The sequence below is a fragment of the Rossellomorea orangium genome (assembly GCF_019334305.1).
In the GTDB taxonomy this organism is placed as follows: domain Bacteria; phylum Bacillota; class Bacilli; order Bacillales; family Bacillaceae_B; genus Rossellomorea.
Window position 1 is genome coordinate 50,414 of sequence record NZ_JAHWGH010000002.1, and the last position, 16,059, is coordinate 66,472.

13 protein-coding genes, 4 tRNA genes and 1 pseudogene are annotated in these 16,059 nt (G+C 44.1%); 2 read left to right on the forward strand and 16 right to left on the reverse strand.

The features are described 5' to 3' along the window. Window positions 1–316: 316 nt before the first annotated feature. From KYJ26_RS01210 to KYJ26_RS01245, 8 genes are all read right to left on the reverse strand, one after another. Window positions 317–389 (reverse strand) — tRNA-Phe (locus tag KYJ26_RS01210). A 35-nt stretch (window positions 390–424) separates the two neighbouring features. Beyond that, window positions 425–501: transfer RNA gene (locus KYJ26_RS01215), tRNA-Asp, on the reverse strand. Window positions 502–705: 204 nt separating this feature from the next. Then, window positions 706–777 (reverse strand) — tRNA-Glu (locus tag KYJ26_RS01220). 13 nt (window positions 778–790) lie between these two features. After that, a tRNA-Lys gene (locus KYJ26_RS01225) sits at window positions 791–866 on the reverse strand. 242 nt (window positions 867–1,108) lie between these two features. Beyond that, entirely contained in the window at window positions 1,109–1,522 is a 414-nt protein-coding gene (locus KYJ26_RS01230) for a DUF350 domain-containing protein (RefSeq protein ID WP_219165553.1), read from the reverse strand. Between the two features lie 15 nt (window positions 1,523–1,537). Beyond that, on the reverse strand, window positions 1,538–2,770 hold the full coding sequence (locus KYJ26_RS01235; protein WP_219165554.1) for a glutathionylspermidine synthase family protein: 1,233 nt from the start codon (window positions 2,768–2,770) through the stop codon (window positions 1,538–1,540). Between the two features lie 2 nt (window positions 2,771–2,772). Then, window positions 2,773–3,081 carry a hypothetical protein gene (locus KYJ26_RS01240; protein ID WP_219165555.1) on the reverse strand — a complete coding sequence of 103 codons (309 nt, stop codon included), beginning with the start codon at window positions 3,079–3,081 and terminating at the stop codon, window positions 2,773–2,775. Next, a complete protein-coding gene (locus tag KYJ26_RS01245) occupies window positions 3,078–3,542 on the reverse strand; it encodes a hypothetical protein (protein ID WP_219165556.1) in 465 nt (154 codons plus the stop codon). Before KYJ26_RS01245 ends, KYJ26_RS01240 begins: the two co-directional genes overlap by 4 nt. A 120-nt stretch (window positions 3,543–3,662) precedes the next feature. Between KYJ26_RS01245 and KYJ26_RS01250 the strand changes: the two genes are divergently transcribed. Then, complete coding sequence (locus KYJ26_RS01250) at window positions 3,663–4,685, forward strand: ion channel (RefSeq protein WP_257474828.1); 1,023 nt, start codon at window positions 3,663–3,665, stop codon at window positions 4,683–4,685. Between the two features lie 45 nt (window positions 4,686–4,730). Here KYJ26_RS01250 and KYJ26_RS01255 read toward each other — a convergent pair whose 3' ends face one another. Then, window positions 4,731–6,023 (reverse strand): adenylosuccinate synthase, encoded by a 1,293-nt coding sequence (locus KYJ26_RS01255; RefSeq protein ID WP_219165557.1) that lies wholly within the window; start codon window positions 6,021–6,023, stop codon window positions 4,731–4,733. A 571-nt stretch (window positions 6,024–6,594) separates the two neighbouring features. Here KYJ26_RS01255 and KYJ26_RS01260 point away from each other — a divergent pair. Next, window positions 6,595–8,319 (forward strand): ABC transporter ATP-binding protein, encoded by a 1,725-nt coding sequence (locus KYJ26_RS01260; protein ID WP_219165558.1) that lies wholly within the window; start codon window positions 6,595–6,597, stop codon window positions 8,317–8,319. A gap of 35 nt (window positions 8,320–8,354) precedes the next feature. Here KYJ26_RS01260 and dnaB read toward each other — a convergent pair whose 3' ends face one another. The 7 genes and pseudogenes from dnaB to rpsR all read right to left on the reverse strand — a co-directional run bounded on the left by dnaB (window position 8,355) and on the right by rpsR (window position 16,038). Next, window positions 8,355–9,707 (reverse strand): replicative DNA helicase, encoded by a 1,353-nt coding sequence (gene dnaB, locus KYJ26_RS01265; protein WP_034764791.1) that lies wholly within the window; start codon window positions 9,705–9,707, stop codon window positions 8,355–8,357. Between the two features lie 173 nt (window positions 9,708–9,880). Continuing rightward, the gene (gene rplI / locus KYJ26_RS01270; RefSeq protein WP_219165559.1) at window positions 9,881–10,327 is read right to left on the reverse strand and encodes a 50S ribosomal protein L9; all 447 of its coding nucleotides are present in this window, start codon (window positions 10,325–10,327) and stop codon (window positions 9,881–9,883) included. Continuing rightward, the gene (locus tag KYJ26_RS01275) at window positions 10,324–12,297 is read right to left on the reverse strand and encodes a DHH family phosphoesterase (protein WP_219165560.1); all 1,974 of its coding nucleotides are present in this window, start codon (window positions 12,295–12,297) and stop codon (window positions 10,324–10,326) included. Before KYJ26_RS01275 ends, rplI begins: the two co-directional genes overlap by 4 nt. A gap of 26 nt (window positions 12,298–12,323) precedes the next feature. After that, window positions 12,324–13,247 carry a YybS family protein gene (locus tag KYJ26_RS01280; protein WP_219165561.1) on the reverse strand — a complete coding sequence of 308 codons (924 nt, stop codon included), beginning with the start codon at window positions 13,245–13,247 and terminating at the stop codon, window positions 12,324–12,326. 338 nt (window positions 13,248–13,585) lie between these two features. Next, window positions 13,586–14,551 (reverse strand): methyl-accepting chemotaxis protein, encoded by a 966-nt coding sequence (locus tag KYJ26_RS24315; protein WP_374939745.1) that lies wholly within the window; start codon window positions 14,549–14,551, stop codon window positions 13,586–13,588. Continuing rightward, window positions 14,534–15,625: pseudogene (locus tag KYJ26_RS24320) on the reverse strand (cache domain-containing protein); the annotation flags it as partial. The pseudogene KYJ26_RS24320 and the gene KYJ26_RS24315, both read right to left, overlap by 18 nt. A 176-nt stretch (window positions 15,626–15,801) precedes the next feature. Beyond that, window positions 15,802–16,038 carry a 30S ribosomal protein S18 gene (gene rpsR, locus KYJ26_RS01290; protein ID WP_034764780.1) on the reverse strand — a complete coding sequence of 79 codons (237 nt, stop codon included), beginning with the start codon at window positions 16,036–16,038 and terminating at the stop codon, window positions 15,802–15,804. Window positions 16,039–16,059: the final 21 nt, after the last annotated feature.

Sequence of the window (16,059 nt, forward strand, 5' to 3'; positions counted from 1 at the left end):
TAACGGTAGTTCATTATGCCTAATTTAGTCAAATTCTATAAAATTCGTACTTTACTAATTTACCATAATTCGACGAAAACCGGGACGCAGAATGATGATTGTAATATAACTGTATAATTTGTCAGTTCATATCCTTTTCGTTTATAGCGAAAGATCCTTGTCATAGTGGGAATCAAATGGGTCAAAAGGTGGATTTGTCATTGAAATAGTGCTGGTAATAATTAGAGGAAAGTGGGGGTGAATGTTACATAAGTGTTACAGAACATAATAAAAAAGTACTACGAGAGTCAAAGTCGTCGCAGTACTTTTTGTAAGATGGCTCAGGACGGAATCGAACCGCCGACACATGGATTTTCAGTCCATTGCTCTACCAACTGAGCTACTGAGCCGTATATATGTATTCGCCCATTATCAAAATGAAAAATGGCGGTCCGGACGGGACTCGAACCCGCGACCTCCTGCGTGACAGGCAGGCATTCTAACCAACTGAACTACCGGACCAAAGTTTTTTCGCGTTAGCGAAAATAACTATCCTTACATGCGTTAGCAAAATAGGTTTCATTAATTTGACGATAGTCAAAATAACTTTCATTACTTTGCGTTAGCGAGAATAACTATCCTTACCTTGCTTATGCAAAGAAAATGTATTTTACTCCCCATAGATGATCTGCTAAGCCAGCAATCTTTCAATTAGGAAATAAAATATGACCCATACGGGATTCGAACCCGTGTTACCGCCGTGAAAGGGCGGTGTCTTAACCGCTTGACCAATGGGCCATGACAAGAAAAATGGTGAGCCATGAAGGACTCGAACCTTCGACCCTCTGATTAAAAGTCAGATGCTCTACCAACTGAGCTAATGGCTCTCTAAGTATATATAAACACGACTCGAAGGCTTGATCAAAGCCTCTTTCGTGACAACGAAATTAATATTATCACAGTATGATTGTCGAGGGCAACAGTTTTTTTGGTTTTTTGTCGAAAATTATTTCTCGGGGAATAATTTGGTCAATAATGGCTAATAGGGGAAATGATTTTCACTAAAATGGACGCCCACCACACAAAAAAGACCCGCCACCAAAGCAGCAGATCTCCATCCTAAACAATATCAATAAGTCAAACTAGCCGCCACAACCAATCCCACGACAATCGACGCTGAGAACAGGCTAAATCCTATGGCGATGTTTCCTTCTTCCACTTTCTTAGCAAGGCTTGTGCGTGGAGTCAGAACAAATTCGATGATCCAGTAGGCAATGACTTGGGTCGCGATTCCGATCAAGCCCCAAATAAACGCATCAAGTAAATTAAGGCTGTTCGCCCATACGGTGTAGATGACGATCGCGAGCCCGATGGCTTTTCCCCATAGTTTCAAGGCTACCGCAATGTTTCCTTCTTTAATTAACTTCGCTTCTGAGAATTTTGTGGTGAAGGCGAAGACAGTGACACCGAGGATCATTAGTCCAAGGCCTGTTCCGACGTGGGCCAGAAAGCTGAGTAGGGCTTCACTTGTTATGATTTGCATGTGTTTCTCTCCTTTTTATTTCTCCTGTATTCCTACAGACAGAAAGTATGATTCGTTATCAGTGATGGCGTTTCCGGCTCTAATCCCAATGGCGCCGGGATTGCCGTTGATGATGAAGCTTCCCACCATCAGGCTTGCTTCCTTTTCCCCTTCATCTGTTGTGATCACCGCGACAGGAAGGGGGCAGAATTGTTGATAGACAGGCAGCGTCTGTTTATACGTTTCATTTTTGTCTTCAAGTAACACCTTTCCTGACGCTTCCAGGATCTTGACTGTATCTCCTTCACGGCCGAATGCCGGTTTTTGTACGTACGTCATCCCGCTTTTCTCGAACGTTTCAGAGTCCAGATAGGTTGGAAGGAGGTAGCGGTCAATCCATTGATGTTCTTCTTCCGTGAAAAAGGTGCTTCCTTCTTCATGAAGTCCCCAGATGAGTGCCTGCACCCCTTTTGACTGCAGCAAAAAGGCCGATGGTGGGTTCAAGACAGCCAGCTTGTTGTCCAAAACCAATTGCATCAGTTCCTGTCCGACTTTTTCTTTTGTCAGTGGATCCTGATCGTCAACGAGATGCTCAATGGGATAGGTTTGCCGGTATAGGACATCGATTCGCTCCCCACCCGGTGTGAATAGTCCCTCGTCCCGTATTTGCAGCTGATCGAGGCTGACATATTCTGAAGGGACGTCGGCAAGCTTCTGGATATACTTTGTAGTGAGGTGATCTTCTTCATGATCGGCATGGGACGTAAAGACGATCTTTGCGTCGCCCTCCCTTTGAAGGGACTGCCAGGAAGATAAGAGACCGCGTTTCAATTCTTTGGATAACTGTTCTCCCATACCTGCATTCGGATTGGTGCAATCGAAATACTCACAGACCTTTTCATTTACATGATAAAGCTCTTTAATGAAAGTAGGCGTATCACTATTAAATTCTAATAGTTTTATATCTCCATTTGATACGACGAAATCAAATCTCCCAATGATACATTCTTGAGGTATGGACTTACATTTTATATATGAGAGGGATTCTTCAGGATATCCCAGTTCGAGAAGGGTTTCATCATCCAGCTCCCGAAGGAGATCTGCCGTTTTGTCAAAAATGGCGTACACACGCTTTGATGCTTCTTGTATGGCCAAAATGGTATCATGCGATGTCTGATGGATATCCAATAAAGCGTATTCTAAGTCATATAAATCATGCCAGAAATCAGGAATATCTTTATAGAATTCTCTTCTTTTATCACGGTGCATATTTACCCTCCAAATCCACCTTTAGAGCCGCTTCCTATACCTGATTTATAGCTCTTTGAGTAGGATTTATAGCTTGGTGAGCTTTTCAGCCCGGATTTATTTTTATAATACTTTCCTCCATAGAAATAGTGGCCGTAATGGGAGGATCGATCATCATCGCAGTAATAAGTCCCGCTCTCATCATCCCAATCCCAATCGTCACAGTCTACGTCCGTCGGTTCCGGCGGGAGGTCCTGGTTCCCACAGCCGCTGACAGATATCGCCATGACAGAGGCGGCCACTCCCGCCATCATTTTTTTCGTTTTGTTCATTTTCTTTCCTCCTCCAGCTTATATCCCGTTGCCTTTACATATAGTAGATACACATAGCGATCCTCATCTATCTCAGCAGAGTCGCGTTCCCATTCGACTCCGTCTAAATAATAATAAACGGAACCGATGACGCTTAGAATATCAAGATGAAAATCATGATGTTCTATTTTTAGGATGGGATTATTTTTCCGTTGATTGAGCTCACGAATTTCAAGTACCAATCGTTCCGGTGGAAATAAAGGGTCATTCAGAGGTTCTTCCTCATAGGTTTCCACATAAATGACGAATACGTTGCCTTCTATGGAAGAAGAAAGCTGTCGATAGGTGACCCCTTCCTTCACAAAGAACTCACATTCCCTTCTTGCGAGAATCTGTTCAAGCTCTATATCGGGGTAGTGATAAATGGGCTCGAAGGTGTCGTTTCCTTTTCTCAATCGATATTCTAATATCGGTTCTTTCATTTCGTGGCAGCCTCCTACAATGATTTCTTTAAACTATACGAACCAGTAATGAAAAGGTTTCATTTTCCAGAAGTTCATTGGTATGATTGAACTATGATTTTTTAAAAAAGGAGGGTATGTATGATTATTTTCCAAAGGATTTGGAAGCAAATCACGAAGATGGACTTCGGGTTCATTTTTCTATTATCACTGATTATCGTCCTGATTGGAACCGTTGGCAGTCATTTTTTGGAACCTGAAACCTTTCCATCACTTTTCGACGGGTTCTGGTGGACGATGACGACCTTGACGACAGTCGGGTATGGAGATTATTTTCCCGTTTCGGTTGGAGGGCGGATGCTTGGAATTTTCCTCTTTATCTTCGGGATCGGGATCATCGGGGTATTGATCAGTAAAACCGTCGATTCAATCACCACGTTTCAGAAATTCAAAAGGGAGGGAAAATTAGTGTATACATATGAAGATCATTATATTTACATCAATTGGTCCAAGAAGACGGAAAGGGCCATTGAAGAGATTCTTGTCCATGTGCCCGATGCTGAAATTGTCCTTATCGACATGCTTCCCATCACTCCGATTGAGCATGAGCAGGTCCATTTCATCCAGGGGGATCCATCAGATGAAAATGTATTATTGAAGGCCAATATCTTTGAAGCGAAGCGGGTCGCCATCTTCTCCGATTCTAAAATCGAAGACCCTTCCCTTATAGATGGGAAGACTTTATTAATTGCTTCAGCTGTCGAAGGCTTATCCAAAACCCATGAGCGGGAGGTCCATACAATCGTAGAAGTATCGGAGGATCGGCATATTCCGAAATTCCAGCATATCGCCGTAGAGGATTTCATTCTTTCCAATGATTCAGTTTCACTTCTGATGGCGAAAGCTACCCTGCATCCCGGGACGACTGCCCTGTTCAGACAGCTCTTGAGTAAACGATACGGTAACAATATTCACGAATTCAGCGTGAAGGAAACATGGAAGACCGTCAAGCAGGCATCTGAGGAGCTACTTGAGAAAGGAGCCATTCTTCTTGCTGTAAATGACAATATGGATTTCAGCGATGCCATGAATCAGGAACTCCATCCGGAAGATACGTTGTATGTTGTCTGTCATGATCGTGTGTACGAACAATTGACACAATAAAAAAACTCTCAGCCTTCTAACAAGGCTGAGAGTTTTTTCAAATTATTAATTCGGGCTCCATACGCTTCGAACGACATTCGTTTGAGAGCGGTCAGGACCGACTGAGAAGATGGAAAGAGGAATTCCTGTTAATTGAGAAACGCGCTCTAAGTAGTGACGTGCGTTTTCAGGAAGATCCGTCAGCGTCTTGCATCCAGTGATGTCTTCCGTCCAGCCTGGAAGCTCTTCATACACTGGCTCACATTCAGCTAAGATGTTCAGGTTAGCCGGGAATTCTTCCATGACTTCACCTTTGTATTTGTAAGCGACACAGATCTTCAATGTTTCGATACCCGTCAGGACGTCGATTGAATTTAGTGAAAGATCCGTTAGCCCGCTGACACGGCGTGCGTGGCGTACAACTACACTGTCGAACCAGCCGACACGGCGGGGACGTCCAGTCGTTGTACCGTATTCACGGCCGACTTCACGGATTTGATCTCCGATTTCGTTGTTTAATTCTGTAGGGAAAGGTCCGTCCCCAACACGGGTTGTATATGCTTTTGAAACACCAACTACGTGATTGATTTTTGTTGGGCCAACTCCAGAGCCGATGGTCACTCCACCAGCTACCGGGTTTGAAGATGTAACAAACGGGTATGTACCTTGATCGATATCAAGCATAACCCCTTGAGCCCCTTCGAATAAAACGCGACGGCCGTTATCGATGGCATCGTTTAATACAACGGATGTATCGACAACATAGTGCTTGATCTGCTGACCGTACTCATAGTACTCATCCAGGATGTCTTCAATGTTGAAGCCTTCTGTTTCATAGAACTTTTCGAAAAGGCGGTTTTTCTCTTCCAGGTTGCGTGCAAGCTTTTCTTCGAACGATTGACGATCCAGAAGATCTGCGATACGGATTCCGACACGTGCTGCTTTATCCATATAAGCAGGACCGATTCCTTTTTTCGTTGTACCGATTTTGTTGGCACCTTTACGTTCTTCGTCGATTTCATCCAGTTTCAAGTGGTATGGAAGAATCACGTGTGCACGGTTGCTGATTCTAAGATTGTCTGTTTTCACATCGCGATCGTGAAGATACTTCAACTCTTTCACAAGAGCTTTCGGATCGACAACCATCCCATTACCGATGACGGATGTTTTTTCGTTATAGAATATACCTGATGGAATTAAGTGTAATTTATATGTTTCACCGTCAAACTTAATCGTATGACCCGCGTTGTTCCCACCTTGGTAACGCGCGATAACTTCTGCATGTTCAGAAAGGAAGTCAGTGATCTTTCCTTTTCCTTCGTCTCCCCATTGCGTTCCTACTACTACTACTGAAGACATATTAAGCACCTCCGACGGGAATTAGTATTCCCTCTTTTATCAAACAAACTCATTTTATCAACACCCAATGTGAAAGTCAATGAAAACACGAACGTTTATTTAGTTGATTATATTTATGTTCGTATAATTTCGGGCTTTTGACCTAAAAAACCTTTGTTTGAGCAATTTGATCCTACTGGCTCTGTTCAATATGCATATTCTTGATTGTCAGGGGAATCACTCCCTTTCCGCGAACGTTCGGCAAATTTAAGTAATGTAACTCAACACAATCCAGCGAATGGATTTGTCCCGTTTAAGAAACGCATGCCATGAAAGTTGATTGTAGCGGAAGGTGCTCGACTCCTGCGGGAAACGCTGGACAGGTGAGACCCCACAGGGCGAAGCCCGAGGAGGCTCACCGCCAGCCCCGCGGAAAGCGAGTACCTGTAGCGGAGATCAACCAGCCACTTTCCTTTTTTAAATGGTATTAAGGCATGTTCAGTCAGATTTTATGGCGCAATATAAAATCTTTTGCTAATCTAAAATAAGCATTTTGAATTTACATACAATTTAATACTGAGGTGACGATGATATGATCAAACGATTTTTCAGTTATTACCGTCCACATCGACGGCTTTTTTATATTGATTTTGCCTGTGCGGTGCTGGTTGGGCTTTTAGAACTGGGGTTTCCCATGGCGGTATCCTGGTTCATTGATTCCCTTTTGCCTGATGGAAACTGGAGTACTATTCTGGCTGTTTCGGCAGGTCTTCTGGTTCTGTATCTCTTAAGTTCCTCCATGCAGTTCGTGGTAAACTACTGGGGACATAAACTCGGGATCAATATTGAGACGGATATGAGGCGGGAATTGTTCCATCATGTACAGAGACAATCGTTCCGCTTTTTTGATAATACGAAAACAGGGCATATCATGAGCCGGGTGACAAATGACCTGATGGATATCGGGGAGCTTGCCCACCATGGTCCTGAAGACTTGTTCATCGCGGTCATGACCTTTATCGGGGCGTTTTGGATCATGCTGACGATCAATATGGAGCTTGCCCTGGTGGCGATTATCATTGTTCCATTCCTGGTGTGGCTGATTTCATATTCTAATATCAAAATGAACGCTGCCTGGACGAAGATGTATGGGAATATAGCGGACGTCAACAGCCGCGTCGAGGACAGCGTGTCCGGGGCCAGGGTGGTTCAATCGTTCACGAATGAATCCTATGAGATGGAACGATTCAACGAGAATAATCAATTTTTCCGCAAGTCCAAATTGAAAGCTTATAACGTGATGAGCGTCAATTTATCAGGGATTTATATTACGACACGTTTAATGACGTTGATCATCCTTGTATATGGAGCCTGGTTAAGCTTCTCCGGTGTCCTGTCTTACGGAGAACTTGTTGCCTTCATCCTTTATATCAATGTCCTGTTTAAACCGATCGACAAGATTTCCGCCCTACTTGAGCTGTATCCGAAAGGAATGGCAGGATTTAAGCGTTTCACCGAGCTCATGGATATGGAGCCCGATATTGAAAATCGTCCACATGCCATTGAAGTTGCCACGTTAAGAGGAGATATCGCCTTTGACGACGTGACGTTTGGCTATGAGCCTGACCGGCCAATACTGAACGATTTATCCTTTACCATCCAATCAGGGCAGACGGTCGCATTTGTAGGACCCTCCGGTGCAGGAAAGACGACAATTTGCTCATTGATTCCCCGCTTTTATGATATAGAAAGAGGAGCTATCACGATTGATGGCATCGATATCCGTGAGATGACGAAGGAATCCCTTCGTTCCCAGATCGGAATCGTCCAGCAGGATGTTTTCTTATTCACAGGAACGCTCAGGGAAAATATCGCCTATGGAAAACTCGATGCCACGCAGGAAGAAATCGAGGAAGCGACGAGACGTGCTCACCTGACGGATCTTATTGCCTCCCTTCCCGATGGATACGATACCCAGATCGGGGAGAGGGGACTGAAGCTGTCAGGAGGACAAAAGCAGCGCTTGTCCATTGCCCGGATGTTCCTTAAGAATCCGAGAATCCTGATACTTGATGAGGCCACTTCCGCACTGGATACAGAAACGGAAGCCATCATCCAGGAGGCCCTCAATGAATTGGCAAAAGACCGGACCACCCTTGTCATCGCCCACCGTCTTGCAACCATTCGGAAGGCTGACCGGATTCTCGTCGTGACCGAGGATGGGATTGCTGAAGATGGTACTCATGAAGAGCTCCTCTCTAGAGAAGATGGAATCTTTACGAGGCTTCATGCTCATCAGCATGCTACTATCCTATAAACAAAAAAATCCAGGCTATGCCTGGATTTTTTCTATTAAGCCGGAGCGTCGTCAAACCGCCGTTCCAGATTCACGAATTTGTTGTATTCTTTCACGAACGCCAAGGAAACGTTCCCGACCGGGCCGTTACGCTGCTTGGCGATAATGATTTCAATGATGTTCTTGTTTTCAGCTTCTTTATCATAGTAATCTTCACGGTAAAGGAAGGCTACGATATCCGCATCCTGCTCGATACTTCCTGATTCACGGATATCGGACATCATCGGACGCTTATCCTGACGTTGCTCCACTCCACGGGAGAGCTGGGATAAGGCGATGACGGGCACTTGCAGTTCACGGGCCAATCCTTTCAGTGAACGGGAGATTTCCGAAACCTCCTGCTGACGGTTTTCGCCAGAACGGCCGCTACCCTGGATCAGCTGCAAGTAGTCGATCAAGATCATCCCTAGTCCGTGTTCCTGGGCAAGGCGGCGGCATTTGGAACGAATTTCCCCGACTTTGATACCCGGCGTATCATCAATATAAATTCCTGCATTTGAGAGGCTTCCCATGGCCATGGTCAGCTTTCTCCAATCTTCGTCTGTCAGATCACCGGTACGGAGATTCTGCGCGTTGATGTTGCCTTCTGCACACAGCATACGCATGACGAGCTGTTCCGCACCCATCTCGAGTGAAAAGATGGCGACATTTTCCTTGGCCTTTACAGCTACGTTTTGAGCGATGTTCAAGGCAAAGGCTGTCTTACCCATGGAAGGACGTGCTCCTACAATGATCAAATCATTTCGCTGGAATCCTGCCGTCATATGATCAAGATCGGCGAATCCTGTTGAAATACCCGTTACGTCGCCTTTTCGATTGGTCAAGGTTTCGATATTATCATACGTTCGCACGAGTACATCTTTAATATTGTGGAATGCCCCTGCATTTTTACGCTGGGCCACTTCCATGATGTTTTTTTCCGCTTCGCTCAGAAGGCTGTCCACTTCATCTTCCCGGGCATATCCATCAGAAGCGATATCGGTGGCCGTACGGATCAATCGGCGCAGCAATGATTTCTCTTCCACAATCTTTGCGTAGTATTCAATATTAGCGGCCGTTGGAACCGAAGCGGCAAGTTCACTCAAATAAGCGACTCCGCCTACATCTTCCAGTTCTTTCGCAGCAGCAAGTTCCTCTGTCACCGTAATCAGGTCGACGGCTTTTCCTCCGTCACCCAGATTCAGCATGACATTGTATATCCGCTGATGAGAATGGCGATAAAAATCCTCTGGAATCAATATTTCCGAGGTGGTCGTCAATGCACTGGGCTCAAGAAAAATGGCCCCTAATACCGCTTGTTCAGCCTCGATATTCTGAGGTGGAACCCGGTCCTGAAACATTTCATTCATTTATGCTCAAGCCTCCCTTACGACTTTCATGATCTATATAAAAACAGAATGGTATTCTACCGAAAAAATGTGATCAGGATAAAATCCAGATCACATTTTATATCAAACTATATTCATTTTAACATGTTTTGCTCAAAATGAAGTTACCAAATTTCGTATATTCTAATGGAAGACTATTCTTCCGTTACGTGCACCTTTAATGTTGCCGACACATCCGTATGCAGTTTCACTGGCACATTCGTGTAGCCAAGGGCGCGGATGGCGTCGTTCATTTCAATCTTACGTTTATCGATCTTGATGTCATGCGCTTTTTTCAACTCATCAGCGATTTGCTTGCTTGTGATGGATCCGAATAAACGGCCGCCTTCTCCAGACTTCGCTTTCATCTCGACCGTAATGTCCTCTAATGTCGCTTTTAATTTTTTCGCCTCTTCCAGTTCTTCTTGAGCGACTTGCTTTTCTTTCTTCTTTTGACCCTCAAGTTGACCCATGTTCGCGTTTGTTGCTTCAACAGCTAAACCTTTTTTCAATAAAAAGTTATGTGCATAGCCGTCCGCTACGTTTTTCACTTCACCTTTTTTTCCTTTACCTTTAACATCTTTTAAGAAAATGACTTTCATATCTCTTTTCTCCCTTCAAAATAATCATTTAATACTTCTTTCAGCTGCTCTTCCGCTTCAAGGACCGATACCTGCTTGATTTGGGTGGCGGCATTGGTCAAGTGACCTCCGCCGTTCAGGTTCTCCATGATGATCTGTACGTTAACATCACCCAGTGAACGGGCACTGATACCGATTGTGTCAGGATCCCGCTTCGAGATGACGAATGACGCGATGACTTCATCCATGGTCAATAAGGTGTCTGCTGCCTGGGCGATAAGAACAGGATCATATATGACATCATCCTCTGCTTTCGCGATGGCGACCCCTTCACGGAAGAATTTGACCGATTCGATTAACCGTGAACGTTTGATGTACGTATCGACATCCTCTTTGAGGAACTTCTGAACGAGCACGGTGTCCGCTCCCTGAGCCCGCAGATAAGAGGCTGCATCGAATGTTCTCGATCCCGTCCTGAGCGTAAAGCTCTTTGTATCGACGATGATTCCTGCCAAGAGCGACGTAGCTTCGAGCATCGTGATTTTCTCGTGCTTCGGCTGATACTCGAGTAACTCTGTCACAAGCTCCGCCGTAGAGGAAGCGTATGGTTCCATGTAGACAAGCAGCGGGTTCTTAATGAAATCTTCACCACGGCGATGATGATCGATGACGACGACTTTATCCACTTTATTTAACAGCTTTTCTTCAATGACGAGAGAAGGCTTATGGGTATCCACCACAACGAGCAACGTATCGTCCGTCGCCATTTCAAGTGCTTCCTCAGGGGTGATGAAACGCGGATGAAGATCTGAGTTTGCTTTGATTTCCTTCATCAACCGTTTTACACCGTTGTCGATCTCATTAAAGTTCAGGACGACATAGCCTTCACGCTGATTCATCTGGGCCACTTTCCTGATTCCGATCGCCGCTCCGATGGCGTCCATATCGGGATGCTTGTGCCCCATGATGATGACCTTGTCGCTTTCGATCATGATCTCCTTCAATGCATGGGAAATGACTCGGGCCCGGACCCGGGTGCGTTTTTCCATCGGATTGGTTTTCCCGCCATAGAATTTGACCTTTCCGTTGGTCTGCTTGATCGCCACCTGGTCTCCACCACGGCCCAATGCAAGGTCAAGACTTGACTGAGCAAGTGTCCCGAGCTCAGGAAGGGAAGAAACCCCTGTCCCGACACCTATACTTAATGTGAGGGGAACATTCTGCTTCGAAGTCGTATCTCTTACATCATCGAGGATTCCGAATTTTTCCTTCTCCAGCACTTGAAGGATCTTCTCATTTATGACGGCGATGAAACGCTCCGAAGATACCCTCTTCAAGAACACGCCGTATTCTTTGGCCCACTTATTCAAGATGGATGTCACGAGGCTGTTCAAGCTGCTTCTCGTCTGGTCATCCATGCCTTGTGTCAGTTCATCATAGTTATCTAGAAAGATGATTCCAATATTCGTTCGTTCATCATGATATTGCTTTTCTATTTCTTTCTGTTCTGTAACATCAAAGAAGTAGAGTAGTTTTTCTTTGAGCTTCAATACGACGTGATACTTTCTCTCATTAATCGTCACGATTTCCGAATCGACTTCCTGCTTGATTAATGGTACAAGAGATTCTGCCACATCGTATAGGGATCTTCCAACCACCGTGTCTTCATTGAAACATGAGGCCAGAAAAGGATTTGTCCATTCTATGTAATATTCATCATTGATCAGCATGATCCCAATGGGCATCTCCATGAGTGCTTCTTCCCCTACACGCTTTACACGATAGGATAGAGTGGAGATATATTCCTCTGTTTCGTCATGAGACCTTCTCTCGAAATAAAATGCGAGAAAATACACGATTCCAAAGACAATCAACCCTATTAACGAAATGATCCATTGGTAAAAGGCAACCGATACTAACAATAGAGCTGTCAATATAGCAAGTCCGTACAACGGGTAGCGGATCATTCGCTTATTAAAATAAGATGGCATGATTTCAGCTCCTGGAACTTAAATTTCTATGACTTACGTTGTAGGCGTTGTCTTAGATCAAATCCTAAGTCAATTATACCTAAAATTCGCACGAGATAAAGGAGAGGAATCGAAATGATTGTAATTAATACCAAAATTCCTTTGGACCATCCTTTCACATGAGCAAAGAAATAGATGAAAGACAGCCCTTGAACGGCCATTAACGACTGAAGCACATACAGGACATTGATCAATGCTGTATAAGCGTATGTCCCTTTCTCCGGTTGAAGGATCATGGAAAGTACAAGAGTAATCAAATAATACCAAAGAATGCTCTTAGGAAGCTTCCATTCCCTGAATGGTTTGAATACCGGCACATCTCTTCCCAGACGCTTCATGATCGGGAAATTGATTACGATAAATAACAAAGCCAAGACAACCGAGATCCCGACAAACAATGTCGGCATTAAGGTTTGAACGAGATCAATCGAGCTCTCCAGGCTATCGACCAGCTTTTTGTCCGGTTCCTGGCCAAGAGTTTCAAATAAAGAATAATAAGCAGCCTTCGATTCTTTCAGGCTGTCTTCAATAATATTCACACCTAAGAATAGAATCGAAACGACGAATCCAATCACAATATTCAGGACAAGTGTCAGACTCGCTGCCATAAACAGTCTCATCTTATCTACTTTTGCTTTCACACACCAGCCAATGACGACACCGGTCGTAGCCACCATAAAGGCAACCGGCAGTGCAAGCAGTCCGCCAAATAAGAAAGAAAGACCAAGTGATCCGATCAATACAACCATCGAATTCCATAGCGAGTACTTGGAACTGAATAGTATAAGGGGGAGGGGCAGCACAAAAAATGCCAGCGTCCCAATAAGCGGAACATATAAACTCAATAACATTAACACAGTAAAGATGGCGAGCATCAGCGCACCTTCAGTCAACACACGGGGATTCCTCACTCAAAACGCTCCTTACGATAAAATAAACAACATACAATAGCACTATCATATCAATTTTAAAGATAGATTTCATCTTATGGGGACTCGGAAGACATGACAAGCCTATCGTGACTGCGACGGGTGGGTGCTTTTTGGAGAACTTGTGCCGCTTTCCGATAAACTTGTGTCAAAATTTGAGGATCGATGACTATGATCGTTTATCATCTTTATTTTGACAAAAAAGAGGGAAGCCCTCTCAACAATGCTACATTCTCCATCTACTCTAGTATGCACTCACTTTAAAAAGGAGTATACGTAGTAGATAAAGAATGGCAGTGTCGGGCCACCCTCTATCGCAACTATGATATTTTAAATTGTTCGATCGATGTTTGAAGTTCCTGGCTTAAGTCCGTCAGGCGTTCAGCCGCTTCTGTAACGGATTGAACGGCCCTGACCTGCTCTTCTGTCGAAGCACTCATTTCCTCGCAGGAAGCGGCTGTTTGTTCGGCTGTTGCAGCCATCATTTGAATGACGTTGACCACTTCATCTTTTTCAAGGTTGATCTGGCCTACTTCGTTATACATATTCTCGATTTCACGCTGCATGGACTTCATGAGGTGTGAAGTTTGATCGAATACGTGATTCGTCTTTTGAATCACATCACTTTGAACCTCGAATGTTTCTTTCGTTTTCACCATTTCATCCACTGCCTGGTTAGATCCCTGTTGAATTTCAACAATTGTACGCTTTACTTCTTCCGTTGCCTTTACCGACTGGTCTGCAAGCTTACGTACTTCCTCTGCCACCACAGCGAACCCTTTGCCGTGTTCACCGGCTCTTGCGGCTTCAATGCTCGCATTAAGGGCAAGCAGATTCGTTTGGGACGAGATTTCAGTGATTGTCCCCATCACTGATTCAATCGTTTTCACTTTTGCTTCCAGGCTAATAATGACTTTCTCCATGGATGCGATATACTCACTTGAAGAATGGTAGGCATTTTCTAATTCTTTTACCTGGTTTAAACCGGATTGGTTCATTTCATCGGCCTGACCAGCTAGTTGAGACATCGCTTTAGACTTTTCATACACCCCATCAATCCTGGTGCCAAGCTGCTCTGTCTGATGGTGGGCACGGTCTGAGTCAGCTGCTGACTGAGAGGCACCGCTCGCAATTTCAGAAACGGCACGTGCCATTTCTTCACTGGATGCATTCGTCTCTTCCGATACAGCACTCAAGCCTTCCGCGGACTCACGCACGTTATAAATCGATGCCTGAACCACTTTAATTGTCTCTTTCATATTCAGGATCATCTTATTTAAATCCATCGCCAGTAAACCTGTTTCATCTTTCGTTTTGATTGAAGATTGAATGGACAAATCACCTGACGAAACGTTTGTGACCGTTTTTTGAAGGTTTTTAATCGGTTTTGTCATCATATTGGCTACAATGACAACCAATATGAGCATGATAACCAATGTAACAAGCGCTGTAATAAGAAGTAAGCGTTCAATGTCTTTCGAGGATTGGATGAGATCTTCCATACTATAAGCGGATCCCACTTTCCAGTTCGTTTTTGGAACTGTACTGTATACCAATACTTTTTTATCGCCTTCCAGCTCATATCGGATCGTGTCCGATTCTTTTTCTGATTTCAGCATTTTGCTGATGAAAGGTAACGTAGAAAGATTCTCACCACGCTTGGTAGGATGGACAATGGCCGTACCGTCAAGACCGATTAAAAACGGGTAGCCGTTATACCCAATCTCCATTTTGGAGACCCTGTCGGTAAGTTTGGATAAATTGATATCCACACCCAGTACACCGACTACTTTATTTTCGGATACAATCGCTCTTGAAGCTGTAATGATGTATTCTTCCGTTGCCGTGTCTACATATGGTTCACTCCAAACGACACCGGCCTTTGCTTCTGCAGCGTTTTTATACCAATCCCTGCTCGTGGGATCAAAGTCGCTTGGCAGTGATACAGAAGGAACGATTTTCAACTTCTTGTTTGGTGATGCAAAATAGATGGAAGTGGCTTCTTCATATAGACTCAGATAATTATCAAAGTCTGACTGGATATTAGCGTATAGCTCCGTATCAGCGGCTTCCTGATCTTTTTGCATCTGTGCCTTTGCATAGTCCTTCAAAGAATTTGAGATAGAATATTGATCGATACTCTTTTCGTACTGTCCAAGGAACAGCTGTACGGAATTATTGAGTTCTCCCACAATTCCCTTAGTCTGACTGATGACTTCATCCTCCGTTTTCATTCTTGTCTGCCAGCTGGTAATAGAGATGATGACAGCCAAGGAAACCATAAATAAAATAGAGATGATGACAATAAGCTTCATTCTGATGGATGAAAAAATAAAACCCTTCTTGCGGTCTGTCTTCATTTTGTTTCTCTTTTTCTTCAACGAAATTCCCCCTTTTACGACAAAAAGCCTCTATGTATACACTCTTATTCATCGACATTTTTCTGTAATTCTTTATAGCCGGGGGAAAATCCGTAAGTTAATAGACATAAAAAAGCAGCAGAGACAAGTCTCTGCTGCTTTTTCAATCGATGAAATTATTCACCAGTAACGTATGGAAGTAATGCCATTGTACGAGCGCGTTTGATCGCACGAGTCAACTTACGTTGGTACTTAGCGTTCGTTCCAGTTACACGACGTGGAAGAATCTTTCCACGTTCAGATACGAATTTCTTAAGAAGATCAACATCTTTGAAATCGATATGTGTAATTCCGTTTGCTGTGAAGTAGCATACCTTACGGCGTCTACGTCCACCTCTACGTCCTCCTGCCATTTGTTTCGCCTCCTATCTTGT

Excerpts from the sequence above, each read along its gene's own strand:
- rplI (WP_219165559.1), bottom strand. The coding sequence starts at position 10,327 with ATGAAAGTCATTTTCTTAAAAGATGTTAAAGGTAAAGGAAAAAAAGGT.
- KYJ26_RS24315 (WP_374939745.1), bottom strand. The coding sequence starts at position 14,551 with ATGGATTTAAATAAGATGATCCTGAATATGAAAGAGACAATTAAAGTG.
- rpsR (WP_034764780.1), bottom strand. The coding sequence starts at position 16,038 with ATGGCAGGAGGACGTAGAGGTGGACGTAGACGCCGTAAGGTATGCTAC.
- KYJ26_RS01260 (WP_219165558.1), top strand. The coding sequence starts at position 6,595 with ATGATCAAACGATTTTTCAGTTATTACCGTCCACATCGACGGCTTTTT.
- dnaB (WP_034764791.1), bottom strand. The coding sequence starts at position 9,707 with ATGAATGAAATGTTTCAGGACCGGGTTCCACCTCAGAATATCGAGGCT.
- KYJ26_RS01275 (WP_219165560.1), bottom strand. The coding sequence starts at position 12,297 with ATGCCATCTTATTTTAATAAGCGAATGATCCGCTACCCGTTGTACGGA.
- KYJ26_RS01250 (WP_257474828.1), top strand. The coding sequence starts at position 3,663 with ATGATTATTTTCCAAAGGATTTGGAAGCAAATCACGAAGATGGACTTC.
- KYJ26_RS01245 (WP_219165556.1), bottom strand. The coding sequence starts at position 3,542 with ATGAAAGAACCGATATTAGAATATCGATTGAGAAAAGGAAACGACACC.
- KYJ26_RS01230 (WP_219165553.1), bottom strand. The coding sequence starts at position 1,522 with ATGCAAATCATAACAAGTGAAGCCCTACTCAGCTTTCTGGCCCACGTC.
- KYJ26_RS01240 (WP_219165555.1), bottom strand. The coding sequence starts at position 3,081 with ATGAACAAAACGAAAAAAATGATGGCGGGAGTGGCCGCCTCTGTCATG.
- KYJ26_RS01255 (WP_219165557.1), bottom strand. The coding sequence starts at position 6,023 with ATGTCTTCAGTAGTAGTAGTAGGAACGCAATGGGGAGACGAAGGAAAA.
- KYJ26_RS01235 (WP_219165554.1), bottom strand. The coding sequence starts at position 2,770 with ATGCACCGTGATAAAAGAAGAGAATTCTATAAAGATATTCCTGATTTC.